Origin of the sequence: Klebsiella spallanzanii (assembly GCF_902158555.1) — a bacterium.
Taxonomy (GTDB): domain Bacteria; phylum Pseudomonadota; class Gammaproteobacteria; order Enterobacterales; family Enterobacteriaceae; genus Klebsiella; species Klebsiella spallanzanii.
Genome location: NZ_CABGGS010000007.1, coordinates 50,919 through 64,223, shown reverse-complemented (window position 1 = coordinate 64,223; position 13,305 = coordinate 50,919). Strand labels below are relative to the sequence as shown.

General features: G+C 47.8%; 7 protein-coding genes and 1 pseudogene. 6 read left to right on the top strand and 2 right to left on the bottom strand.

Annotated features, from left to right (window positions below; genetic code table 11):
• Nucleotide 1: 1 nt before the first annotated feature.
• Nucleotides 2–3,244: a ribonuclease E gene (gene rne, locus FN082_RS09400; protein WP_139537747.1), complete on the bottom strand. Its 3,243-nt coding sequence runs from the start codon at nucleotides 3,242–3,244 to the stop codon at nucleotides 2–4.
• A 697-nt stretch (nucleotides 3,245–3,941) separates the two neighbouring features.
• Between rne and rluC the strand changes: the two genes are divergently transcribed.
• Nucleotides 3,942–4,895, top strand: a complete 954-nt coding sequence (gene rluC / locus FN082_RS09395) for a 23S rRNA pseudouridine(955/2504/2580) synthase RluC (RefSeq protein ID WP_185932112.1) — start codon at nucleotides 3,942–3,944, stop codon at nucleotides 4,893–4,895.
• A 12-nt stretch (nucleotides 4,896–4,907) separates the two neighbouring features.
• On the opposite strand, the pseudogene FN082_RS30375 reads toward rluC, so the two are convergent.
• A pseudogene (locus FN082_RS30375) lies at nucleotides 4,908–5,102 on the bottom strand (hydrolase); the annotation flags it as partial.
• Nucleotides 5,103–5,615: 513 nt separating this feature from the next.
• On the opposite strand from FN082_RS30375, the gene FN082_RS09385 reads away from it, so the two are divergent.
• The 5 genes from FN082_RS09385 to hpfG all read left to right on the top strand — a co-directional run bounded on the left by FN082_RS09385 (nucleotide 5,616) and on the right by hpfG (nucleotide 13,235).
• The gene (locus FN082_RS09385) at nucleotides 5,616–7,046 is read left to right on the top strand and encodes an SLC13 family permease (protein ID WP_142981482.1); all 1,431 of its coding nucleotides are present in this window, start codon (nucleotides 5,616–5,618) and stop codon (nucleotides 7,044–7,046) included.
• Nucleotides 7,047–7,134: 88 nt separating this feature from the next.
• Nucleotides 7,135–8,283, top strand: coding sequence for an iron-containing alcohol dehydrogenase (locus FN082_RS09380; protein ID WP_142464989.1), 1,149 nt, complete (start codon nucleotides 7,135–7,137; stop codon nucleotides 8,281–8,283).
• A 193-nt stretch (nucleotides 8,284–8,476) separates the two neighbouring features.
• The gene (locus FN082_RS09375) at nucleotides 8,477–9,580 is read left to right on the top strand and encodes a response regulator transcription factor (protein ID WP_142464990.1); all 1,104 of its coding nucleotides are present in this window, start codon (nucleotides 8,477–8,479) and stop codon (nucleotides 9,578–9,580) included.
• A gap of 181 nt (nucleotides 9,581–9,761) precedes the next feature.
• Nucleotides 9,762–10,718, top strand: coding sequence for a (2S)-3-sulfopropanediol dehydratase activating enzyme (gene hpfH, locus FN082_RS09370; RefSeq protein ID WP_139537757.1), 957 nt, complete (start codon nucleotides 9,762–9,764; stop codon nucleotides 10,716–10,718).
• Nucleotides 10,719–10,754: 36 nt separating this feature from the next.
• The gene (hpfG, locus tag FN082_RS09365) at nucleotides 10,755–13,235 is read left to right on the top strand and encodes a (2S)-3-sulfopropanediol dehydratase (RefSeq protein WP_139537758.1); all 2,481 of its coding nucleotides are present in this window, start codon (nucleotides 10,755–10,757) and stop codon (nucleotides 13,233–13,235) included.
• The last annotated feature ends 70 nt before the right edge of the window (nucleotides 13,236–13,305 follow it).

Below are 13,305 nucleotides of genomic sequence, written 5' to 3'. Positions count from 1 at the left end.
GTTACTCTACAGGCTGCGGACGAGTAGGTCCGGCAGTCGCTTTATGCGTAGCGCTATGGCCACCTGCGGAACCTTTACCGTCAAAGTCAAAGCTTGGGCGAACCCAATCGCTATGACGAGGCGCTTCCGGCTCGTAGGCTGGCGCAGGGGCCCGCGTCATCGGGGCCGTCGCGTGGCGATTAGCGACCACAACAACGGTGGCAGCGACGACTTCAGGCTTAGTCTCAACAACTGGGACCAACGTTGCCACTGGTTCAGCAACCTCTGCAGTAATGACAGGCGCTTCTTCAACAACTGCAGCTGTTTCTTCGACTGCGACAGGCTCAGGCGCGGCAACCGGTGCTTCCGGTTCGATGGCCTCTTCTGCAACGACTTCAACGGCCTCAGTGACAATCTCTTCGCTGACGGCTTCATCAGCTTTGGCAATCAGCTGCGGCTGTTCATCGACCGGGGTAGCGATAGCTTCCGGATGAGTGGTTTCGACAACTGGAACCTCTGGTTCGCTAATAACCACCTGCGGCTCAGCGATTGCCACTGGCTCTACAGCACTTTCCTCTGCGATTGCCGGGGCAATGACTTCTGCGACAACCGGCTCAGCGGCAGCGACTGCCGCAACGACAGGCTCTACTGCCGGAGTGGTGAACTCCTGAACCTGAGCTTCTTCTTGCTGCTGATCCTGCGGGCGAACAACCGGGTAACGGATCCACACTTTACCAGAAGCCATTTCCGGTGATGCGCAGGCTACAGCCAGCGGCATTGGGGATTGCGTCGGGTAACGCTCATCACGGTAACGACGGCGGCGCTGGCCGCTTACGCGCAGGTGACGAGGTGAACGGCGCGAACGACGCGGCATACCGTTAGACTCACGTGCCTCACCATTGTCGTCGTGTTCCGCAGCGGTCTCTACAACTGCTGGCAGATCGACTTTCGCCAGTTCGGTACGTGGTGCAACAGCTTCTTGCTGGACAACGACGGCTTCAGCTACCTGTTCTGCAACTACCGGCTCGACGGCCTGCTCAGCGGCAGCGGATTCAATACGAATCTTCTGGGCCAGCTGACGCGGCTTACGACGCGGCATGGTTTGCACGCGCTCTTCCTGCTCGGCATCCTGTACTATCGGCTCTTCGCGGGTTTGCGCTTTTGCTTCTTGCTGAACCTGACGTTTATCATCGTTACGACGACGGTTACGTTCACGGCGCGGCTGCTGTTCGTCGCGGGCTTTACCTTTATCGCTATCTTCAGGCGTTGTCTGGCGAGCTTCGCGCGGTTCGACGTTCTGCTGCTTCTCGCGGCGGTTACGGCGGTTTTCTTCGCGAGACTCACGTGATTCCCGACCTTCGCCATTCTCGGTACGATTATCGCGGTTATCACGACGGTCGTTGCGATCGCGGCGGTTGTTCGAACGCGGTTTGCGACGATCCTGCGGACGCTCGGATTTCTCCTCAGCTTTTTTCTCGACCTGAACTTCTGCGGGTTTGCTTTCTTCCGCGCCGGAGAACATATTTTTCAATGCGCTAAAGAAGCGGGAAACCAGGCCTGGCTGAGCCGGAGCTGCCGCTTTAGGTGCCGATGAGGCTGGAGTGCTAACGGTAGCCGTTGGTTTGGCTGGCTCTTCCTGAGATGGCGCCGGTGGAGCATCCGGCATAACAAAAGCAGCCAGAGCCGGTTGCTCAGGCAGTTTACGCTCGGGTGGCTCTTCATCAGAAGGCATCGCCATCTCTTCTTCGTGCAGTTTCGGCAGCAGATAGCTCAGGGTTGAGGTCTCTTCACCTTTACGTACACGCAGTACGGAGTAGTGCGGCGTTTCCATCTGATCGTTAGGCACGATGATGACGCGTACATCGGTCTGGCGGGTTTCAATTGCGCTTACTGCCGCGCGTTTTTCGTTCAGCAGGTAAGAGGCAATCGGTACCGGCACGATAGCGTGAACTTCTTTGGTGTTCTCTTTCAGCGCTTCTTCTTCGATCAAACGCAGAATAGAGAGCGACAGAGATTCGTTATCGCGAACGGTACCCGTACCGCTACAGCGCGGGCAGACGTGATGGCTGGACTCGCCAAGCGACGGGCTCAGACGCTGACGGGACATCTCCAGCAGGCCAAAGCGCGAAATGTGGCTAATCTGGATACGCGCTCTGTCCTGACGTACGGCTTCGCGCAGGCGGTTTTCTACCGCGCGCTGGTGACGTACCGGCGTCATATCAATGAAGTCGATAACAATCAGGCCGCCAAGGTCGCGTAGACGCAGCTGGCGTGCGATTTCATCAGCCGCTTCCAGGTTGGTGTTGAACGCCGTTTCTTCAATGTCGCCGCCGCGGGTTGCGCGAGCGGAGTTGATGTCGATAGCGGTCAGCGCTTCGGTGCTATCGATAACGATAGAGCCGCCGGAAGGCAGACGAACTTCACGCTGGAAAGCGGACTCAATCTGCGACTCGATTTGATAATGGCTGAACAGCGGGATTTCTCCGGTGTACAGCTTAATTTTACTGCTGAAGTCTGGACGACCGAGCGCCGCGATATGCTGGCGAGCCAGCTCGAGCACTTTCGGGTTGTCGATGAGAATTTCACCGATATCCTGACGCAGATAGTCGCGGAAGGCGCGCACAATGACGTTGCTTTCCTGATGGATCAGGAACGGGGCAGGGCGGCTTTCAGCGGCTTTCTGGATAGCTTCCCAGTGCTTCAGGCGGAAACTTAAGTCCCACTGCAGCGCTTCGGCTGATTTGCCGACGCCTGCGGTGCGCACGATAAGCCCCATGCCGTCCGGCAGCTCAAGGCTGGCCAGCGCTTCTTTCAGTTCCGTACGATCGTCACCCTCAATGCGGCGTGAAATACCGCCAGCACGCGGGTTGTTTGGCATCAGTACCAGATAGCTGCCCGCCAGGCTGATAAAGGTCGTGAGCGCGGCGCCTTTGTTGCCACGTTCTTCTTTATCAATCTGGACAATAACTTCCTGCCCCTCGCGCAGTACGTCCTTGATGTTTGGACGACCATGGGCGTTGTAGTTGGCAGGGAAGTATTCGCGGGCAATTTCTTTAAGGGGGAGGAAACCATGACGCTCGGCACCATAATCAACAAATGCGGCTTCGAGGCTAGGTTCAATACGAGTGATTTTGCCTTTGTAGATGTTCGCTTTTTTCTGTTCGTGCCCGGGGCTTTCGATATCCAGGTCGTACAGGCGCTGCCCATCAACAAGGGCGACGCGCAACTCTTCCTGCTGAGTTGCGTTGATTAACATTCTTTTCATCGTAACTTACTCATTATTCTTACATTGACGACTAAGCTACGGGCAGAGTAACGCCTTACCGGGGGAAACCGATGGCCTCGTGTCTGTTTCACGTCGCCAACCTCACGGTTGTCGCGCGCTTAAGAGGCGCAGAGTGTCGGTCGCCTGTATTTCAAACGGAAACACAGCGCAATTATCAGGGGAACTGCCTGGGATGTATCACCAGAGAAGATTCCATTTATACCCATCGTTTTTCACGCAGCAGGCGTGGCGGCTTAACCTGCTCATCTTAATCATTTGATCTAGATGAGCGCCGGGAAATCCCCGTGTGAACGCCTTCCTGCGACGTGAAATCCATAGAGCCTGTACCGGTAAGGACTGCAACCCGCAGCCCGCTAACTGTCTGAAAGATCAATACGTCTTACGCCATTGCTGCGTGGATGATCGGTCAGACAAAATTGGTCATTCCGCTAATTTCTTGTTCTAACAAGGTTCAGCACGGAAAACGGCATCATTATTCCATTGCTAAGCTTGTTATAGCAAGTTGACTTTCACCTTTTATCACCCGGTTACTCACAGTTTTTTCACCCGCGTATACAGATTGTTCTAATAACAAACAAAACGACGATGAAACATGCGATGAAAACCGGATGATGATAAATATAAGCATATAAAAATGAGTGGCGCTAATGCGTCGGGCTATTTAGAATCGCGCACCATGAAAACTGAGATCCCAAGCGTAAAAATGGTTGCCATTGCTGATGATGACGCAGGGCAACGTATCGACAACTTTTTGCGTACGCAGCTAAAAGGCGTACCGAAGAGCATGATTTATCGCATCTTGCGTAAAGGCGAGGTGCGGGTGAACAAAAAGCGTGTGAAGCCTGAGTATAAGCTGGAAGCCGGTGATGAAGTGCGCATCCCGCCTGTGCGGGTGTCAGAGAAGGAAGAAGAGGCGGTATCCCCACATCTGCAAAAAGTGGCTGCGCTGGCTGATGTGATTCTCTATGAAGACGATCATATTCTGGTGCTTAACAAGCCTTCAGGCACGGCAGTTCACGGCGGCAGCGGGCTAAGCTTTGGCGTGATAGAAGGTCTGCGCGCGCTGCGCCCGGAAGCGCGCTTCCTGGAATTGGTTCATCGTCTCGATCGTGATACGTCTGGCGTTTTGCTGGTTGCGAAAAAGCGCTCAGCGCTGCGTTCGCTGCATGAGCAACTGCGCGATAAGGGAATGCAGAAAGATTATCTGGCCCTGGTGCGCGGACAATGGCAGTCGCACACGAAAGTGGTGCAGGCTCCTCTGCTGAAAAATATTCTGCAAAGCGGCGAGCGAATCGTGCGGGTCAACCAGGAGGGGAAACCTTCTGAGACACGTTTTAAGGTCGAAGAGCGTTATACCCATGCGACTCTTGTGCGCTGCAGTCCGGTAACCGGTCGTACACACCAGATCCGTGTGCATACGCAGTATGCTGGTCACCCCATCGCTTTTGACGATCGCTACGGTGACCGTGAATTTGATAAACAGCTGGCAGGAACCGGTCTTAGCCGCCTGTTTCTGCATGCCGCGGCGCTGAAGTTTACTCACCCGGGGACCGGGGAAGTCATGCGTGTTGAAGCGCCTTTAGATAATCAGCTTAAGCGTTGCCTGCAGGTCTTGCGTAACGCTAAATAACCCGCATCAGGCTCAGGACTTGAGCCACTTATCAAGCCAGGGGATGACCTCATCCTGCTGTTCTTTATAAAAGACGTGGCCAGATTTCGGCCACGTTTTCGTTTCCAGCCTATCCTGCACATTTTGTGACGCCCATACCTTGTGAACCTTTGCGAAGGCATGGTTGGCGGCACTCGCCGGGAATAGCTTATCCTGATCGCCGCTATACGTTTTGCGTAACAAATATTTCTTTAATATATAAACAATCACCAACAAAGAGGTTTAAATTTCCGTTTTCTATCATAAATACTCGAGGGGAAACGTCCTTACTTATCGTTCTGTACTCAATAAGAGACATAGCGCATATTCATTGAAAAATAGGGAGTTCTCCCTACAGGAAATAGTAAGTTTAGCCGCTTTTTTTGCGCTATTTATTTTGTTATGGTTTTGATATATAAGGGATAATTTGTTTTAAAGTGTCGGGGTGGGGAGATATGCAGACTAATGATTCAGATGAAATCATGATGAGGCGATGTACCTGGCTTTTTTTTTAGAAAATAACTGAATCGTTTTTGCTACCTTCATCACAATTTGTTGAAATAGATGAAATATGTATTTTGATACGTTATTGAAAATATTCGCATCAATAAAATTACGTTTTTAACAAATATGCATCCATTAGCTTATAACTGAAATAATAAATGCCGGGGTATGTGATGAATTATGCACAGGGAATATGCGATGAATAACTCTCGACGATTGCTATGTCTTTTGAGCGGCCCCGCCATTTTCATTCTTGCCATCTTGCTGTTTGCGCATAGCCTGACAACCCCAGGCGCACAGGCGATTGGCACTTTGCTGTGGATGATATTCTGGTGGGTGACTCGCCCGGTTCATATCGCTGTAACCAGTCTTCTGCCGATTATAATCAATGCGCTTTTTAATCTTGTACCAATGGGGGGGATTACGGCTCAGTACTGGTCGGATAGCATCATCCTTATTTTTGGTTCAGGTCTGCTTTGTATCCCTTGGGCGACGATTGGTTTAGATCGTCGGGTTGCATTAAGGGTCCTTTCCCTTATTGGGCCTTCAATGAAGTCGCAAATTACCGTCTGGTTACTTGCTAGTATTGTCGCTTCAACCATCCTTCCGAACGTTATGGTATGCGCGTTGTTTACGCCGATTGCTGTCGCCATGTTGGCTGCGTCAGGGTACGACGATATTCCGTCCTGTAAACCTGCCGTACCCATTTTGCTGGCGATTGGCTGGGGTGCAGGTATTGGTGGAGTAGGGAGTCCTCTGGGCGGTGCCATGAACCTTGCGGCTATTTCAATTCTTGAAGAGCACATTGGTCATGAATTTATGTACGTTGACTGGCTGGTGCGCATGGCGCCGTTTTATATCATCATTACCCTCGTTAGCCTGGCCTGCATGCTGCTGGTCCCGATGAAAGTGAAAACGCTAAATAGAACGCGTGAATACTTTGATAAAAACTATCGTGCACTGGGGCCGATGACGCGCGATGAGAAGATATGTGCCGTTTTATTCTTTTTGGGCCTGCTTGGTGCTTTCGCCCGCCCGCTGTATGCCTCAATCTTCCCCGCACTTGCGCCAGCACATTTATATCTGATTCTTGGCTGCATCTGTTTTGTGCTCACTATCGCTGATAAAGGGCCCATGCTGACCTGGGAAATGGCACAAAAAGAGACGATGTGGGGAATGCTGATTCTCTTTGGCGGGGGACTCGCGTTAGGAAAACTGGTCAATGATTCTGGGGCAAGCGCCGGGATTGCGGGTCTTATATCTGAATTGTCGCTCGACGGTGGGTTGTTGACCATTATTGTCTTTGCTGTACTGGCGCGCGTTGTCTCTGAGTCAACGAACTCTACCGCTTCTGCCGCGGTGGTATTACCGATTGTCCTGGGGTTTACGACTAAGCTTGGTTTAAATCCGATTCCCTACTGGTTGATTACCGTTATGGCCTTTAATGCGGAATTTATGCTCCCCATTAGTATTCGGTCAATTCCGGTGGCCTATGGTCTTGATGCCCGGAAGATGCTTAAGGGCGGATTCGCCATGGCCATCATCCACATCACATTCGTTGTTATCGTAGGTTACGGCTGCCTGAAGCTCTGGCCTGCATTTAGCCAACTCTCAGAGTTTATGAAATAAATAGACTCAACCACCTTATTTATTCTCGATGGTTGAGGAATGAATAGACGTTCATGTCTTTTAATTGTTTAGAAGAAAAGGGAAGGTAATGAAAAGTTTCAATTTTAAAATACCGCAAAACATTGAGTTTGGTATCGGTTGTCTGGAAAAACTGCCGCAAATTCTAAAAGAAAGCCATTCTGAAAATGTACTTTTGGTTTCCGACCGTGGTCTTGATAGTCTTGGCGTTGTAAAAAAAGTTCAGGATATTATTACCTCAGCGGGAATCAGTCTTACCACCTGGCTTGGAGTGATGCCGAATCCTACCGTTGATATCGTCAATGAAGCTACTGCAGTTTATAAGGAATGTGGCGCAACCAGTATTGTGGCGCTTGGTGGCGGTAGCTCGATCGATGTTGCGAAGGCCGTTGGGGTTCTTGTTAATTACGGTGGAAACATCACAGATTATGAAGGAAGCAATAAGGTTCCCGGACCTATTGTACCGATGATTGCCATTCCGACGACGGCGGGAACTGGGAGTGAGGTCACGGCATCATCGGTTATTACGGATGAAAGTAGAAATTATAAACTGTCGGTTATCAGTTATGAAATTCTGCCGAAATACGCACTTCTGGATCCCGAGCTGATCATGACAGCGCCTGCGCATATTGCCGCGGCGTGCGGTATTGACGCGCTTATTCACGCTTTAGAAGCTTATCTTTCAACCAGCGCCTCACCTTTTTCTGATGCGATGGCAGAAAAAGCGATGGAGTTGATCGGTGGTAGCCTGCGGCGTTTTATTGCTAACAGAAAAGATGAGGCTGCGGCATGTGATATGATGCTGGGCAGTAATTTTGCGGGTATCGCATTTGCCTGGGCAAGGTTAGGAAATGTACATGCAATGAGCCATCCGGTAAGCGCTTTTTTCCATGTACCGCATGGTGTTGCTAATGCGATCCTCCTGCCGACAATTATTGAATATAATGCTCTTGCCGATACTGGGCGTTATGAAGTCATTTATAACTATATCCGTGAAGGAAATGGTGTGTTACGCGGATTTAAGCCGCAAATGTTAATTGATGAAATTAAAAAATTGAACATGGATTGCGGTATTCCAGATTCACTTTCTGCGGTTGGCGTTAAAGCTGAGATGATCCCTGAGATGGCGAAAGATGCGATGAAGAGTGGTAATATTTTGGTTAATCCTCGACAGTCGACGCTAAATGATATTATTAAACTGTATGAACTGGCGCTATAACAGGTTTCTAAAAGTTTAAAATATTTTTAAATTAAATTCTCCAGTTTGTGAGGAAAGCTGAGTCATTGTGATCCGTGCTCAATGTTCAGCTTTTTCTCATAGAAATAAATTGCAGGGGTAACCATATTTTGCTAAAACCGATGCTATAAGCCAAAGCAATGGCCCGGATTTATAAAAGTAATGGAGAGTGACCATGAACTATGACAGTGTTGGTCAGTTAAATTTTTTTTCGGAAATGGCAGAGCAACAAATATCCGCGAGGGAATTTTTTAGCAGTGTTTTACTGGATTCAATTGAACGCAATTTTGGTTTCAAAAAAATATTGATTTCGTATTTTGATACTCACGGGAAGTTCCTTTCTTGGGTGAACTGGGATGGTATCTATCTTGATAGTAAAGAACACCCTTACCGCAAATTTATCGCCAATGATGTTGTCAGACATGTGATTCATCAGGAAGCCGTAGCCGATCAGCTCACCTATTTTAATGTTATACCCCGGCTGTATAAATCTACAGATATTATTAATTCTATCGATTATGAACACTCTGGCTATGTCCGTTTTCTTGAGGAAAATTTTCAACAGCACTATGGTGTGACAATGGCCTTTGGTATTAACGCCTACATCCAGGTTGCTTTTTTTAAAAATTGTTCAGAAGGAGATTTTACTGATTCCGAAATCACTATGTTAAATAAAATATATGTCTACGTCGCTAATTCTTATAAAAATTTTAAAAAACATGAACAAGCCAAAATTGTCTCAAATATTCAGAATGAAATTATCTCCTCCGGTGAGAAAGCTTATCTGATTACCGATGATTTTATGCACATCATGAGTTCTAATGAAATGGCACAGGAATATTTAAAGGATATTCTTGGCCCATCGATCGCAGACGAAATTAGTAGTACCAATCCGTGCAACTGGCTGCCTTTTTTACTGGGCAATGAAAATGAGGGCACGGCGACGAATCGCGTTCAGACCCGGGTGATCAAAGACTATATATTTAAAATTTATACCTATGACCAAAACTATTCGAATGGAATTATTGATACTTATCATTGGATCACCATTTCGCAGAAAGAAGACCGGAAGGTTAGCGATTATTCTGGCGTGAAACTCCCCTTGACCCAGGCAGAACAGAAAGTTGCCGGTCTGATGTATAACGGATTAACCTATCAGGCGATTGCTGATGAATTAGTCATCAGTTACCATACTGTTAAGAAACATATACAAAACATATACATCAAATGCGGTGTTAATAGTCGTTTTCAATTGTACAAATGGTTTGAGGATAAATAGCCAACGCTAACATTAAAAATAGGGAGGACTCCCTATATAAAATAGTAAGTACGGCCGCTTTTTAATAGCGTTCATATTGGATACCCTACATATATAGGGTATTGAAAATTAAAGTAACAATGCATGTAAACTATGTGTTATGTGCATTTTTCATTTTAAGATGAACGCTGAGGAATGCGGAATGAATCAATCACCACCAGTAGGGATTATTTTCAACATCCAGCGTTTTACTATTCATGATGGGCCAGGATTACGCACAGAGTTATTTTTTAAAGGATGTCCATTACGCTGCGAATGGTGCAGCAACCCAGAAAGTTTTATGCCGTATGTACAGGTTGGAGTCTATAAAACAAAATGTATTTCACATAAAAAGTGTGGGGCCTGTGAAGAGAACTGTCCGCAGGACAATGTGTTGAAGTTTACGCGTGGCAAACTGACTTCAATAGAGCGCCACGATTGCACAAATTGCCTTGCTTGCCACGATGCTTGTCCTTCTGATGCCATTAAGCTATGGGGTAAATCCATGTCGGTAGAAGAGTGCATGGAAGAGATCCGCAAAGATAAAGGCTATTATGAACGATCTGGTGGCGGGGTTACCGTTTCCGGCGGCGAGCCTTTACTGCAGAGTGAGTTTGTTGCGAAGTTATTTCAGGCCTGTAGACATGAGGGAATTCAAACGTGTCTTGAATCATCATTATATGTACCATGGAAAAAGGTTCAAAACGTTCTTCCCTATACCGACATTATTATTTCAGATATTAAACATATGGATCCTGAAATTCATAAAAAATATACAAAAGTATCCAATGATAAGGTTCTGAAGAATTTAAAGAAACTAGCGGATGAAAAGCGTGAGATCATTTTGCGTATTCCGGTTATCCCAAATGTAAACGATGACATGGTGAATATAAAAGCTACCGCTGATTTCATTCTTGATGAGTTGAATGGGAAAATTCGTACGTTACAGCTTTTAAGTTTTATGCGTCTTGGTGAAGAAAAATACGCCTCGCTAGGCCTTTCTTATAAAATGCAAAATGTGAAGGTTAACCGCAGGTCGTTTCAAAAACATATACAGACGCTTGCCGAATATTTTAACCAACGCGGCATTCATTGCGTGGTGGGGACGAAAGAAAAATAGTCAATATTTATTTCAATCTTAAATAGGATTACTTCTATGAAAGTAAATCATACGACTGCATCCGGAACTCAGCCTTTTGATAAAACCTACAGCCTTGGTTATCAAGTTCACCATGAAGACTGGTCGCCATATCCGCGTGTAAACCGACTGCGTCAGACGTTTCTTGACAGGCCTTATGATATTGATGTTGAAAGATTAAGACTAGTGACTGAAGCGTATAAAAAATATGAAAATGCTCCACGTAAGTTGAAGTGTGCAAGGGCGTTTGAAAATATTCTTCTCAATACAAAATTATACATTTATGACGAAGATCTTATTCTTGGTGAAATAGCCGCGCCGGCAAAAGCATCACCGATATATCCGGAGTTTTCAGTTAGCTGGATTATCAATGAAATCCTGCATTCTCCTTTCGAAGAGCGTGCAAACGATCAGTTCTATATCCGCAATGAGGAAGAGCGTAAAGAGATCGTCGAACTTTGCCGCTACTGGGAAGGTAAAACGGTTGATGATTTGATCAATATTCGGCTTGAAAAAGATCAAACTAAAGGTTCTGAAGTCGGCGAAAAAATATTTCAGACCAATTTGTACCACTATGCTGGGGCAGGGCATCTGGCGATAGATTACGCCCGCCTGATGGCCGTGGGGTATAACGGTCTGATTGAAAATGCAAAGGCCGGACTGGAAAAGTTGAGTAAGCGTGACCCGGATTACGGTGATAAGCGCGATTTTTATACCGCAATGATCATCGAACTTGAAGCCGCGAAAAAATATATCGCTCGCTATGCCGTTTTGGCTAAGGAGTATGCACAGAAAGAAGAGAACCCGCAGAGAAAGCAAGAGCTTGAAATGATGGCGTCAAACTGCCAGCAGATTGCCGGCGGCGTACCGCAGACGTTCTGGCAGGCGTTACAGTTGTTCAACTTTGCCACAACGCTGATTCAAATCGAAAGTAATGGCCACTCTATCTCTTATGGCCGTATGGATCAGTGGCTATATCCCTGGTTCGCGGCGGACATGAAGAATAAAACGATAACTAAAGAATTTGCGCTCGAATTAATCGAAGTTCAGTACGTGAAGATGAATAACCCCACCAAGCTTAAAGATAAAGGTACCGTCGCTGTGCGCAATGGTCGTGGATTTGGTGGTGAAAGCCTGACTCTGGGCGGCGTAGACCGCGATGGTAATGATGCAACCAACGACCTGACGATGCTGATGCTTGAAGGCTCCGCTCATACGCGAATGATGAACCCATGGGTGTGCGTGCGTATGCATGAAAATACGCCTTATGAATTAAAAATAAAGACCGTTGAGTGCATTCGCGCCGGTTACGGGCATCCGAAACTTTTTAATGATGCGCCTTCTATTAAGGGAATGCTTCGCAAAGGGATGACCCTTGAAGAGGCAAGAGATTACTGTGTTGTTGGCTGCGTTGAGCTGGACCTTGCGGGTAAAGAGTACGGCTGGCATGACGCGGCTTATGTGAATACGCCGAAAATGATGGAAATGGTCGTCAACGGCGGCCGCAGCCTCAGCACTGGAGAACAACTTGGGCCGGATACCGGCAGCCTGGATACTTATGAGAGCTTTGAAGACGTTTTGGCAAGCGTAGATAAACAGTTCGAGTACTGGACGGACCAAATGTGCAGCAGTCTGAATATTATCGACAATGCGCACCGCGAGCTTAAGCCGGTTCCTTATGTCTCCGCCTTTTATGAAGACTGCATGATTTCAGGTAAGGATTTGACCGAAGGAGGCGCCAAGTACAACGGTATTGCTCCGCAGGCGGCCGGTATGGCGACCTGTGCCGACAGCCTGGCAACCATCAAGCAACTGGTGTTTGATGAGAAGCGCTATACCGGTGCTCAACTGCTGCAGGCGGTTAAGGATAACTGGGTTGGTCACGAAAAACTGTATGCGTTGGTCAATAGTTCTAAAGTGCGCCACTACGGTAATGACGACGACTATGCGGACAACCTGTTCAAATTCATGTTTGAATGCTATTGCCGCCATATCAGCGGCAGAAAAACGCCTCGCGGTGGTGAATTTAGCCCTGGGGTTTACTCGGTCAACGCTAACGTTGGCATGGGCCTGAATACTAATGCTTCCATCGATGGACGTAAAAAATTCGAACCTATCTCCGATAATATGGGGCCAGTTCACACTGACGGCGGTTCCCATGATATCTGCGGGCCGACTGCGCTGGTGAATTCATTAACTAAAGTCGACCATAGTCTCGCGACTAACGGTACGTTGATGAACCTCAGGTTTCCACAGGAAGCCGTGGCTGGAGTCGAAGGGCGCGACAATCTGGTGAGCTTTATTGATGAGTACATCGCGAAGCAGGCAATGCACGTTCAGTTCAACATTATGAGCTCAGCGACGATGAGGGCGGCCCAGAAAAAGCCGGAGGATTATAAAGACATGCTGGTTCGCGTAGCTGGATATAGCGCCTATTTCGTCGAGCTTGGTAAGCCTTTACAGAAAGATTTGATTCAGCGCACTGAACTTCATTTCTGATAATAACCAACGCGCATTCTGCGGGATAGCCGTTAACTTTGCGACATCAGAAGCATGTTGTTTTGCCTCC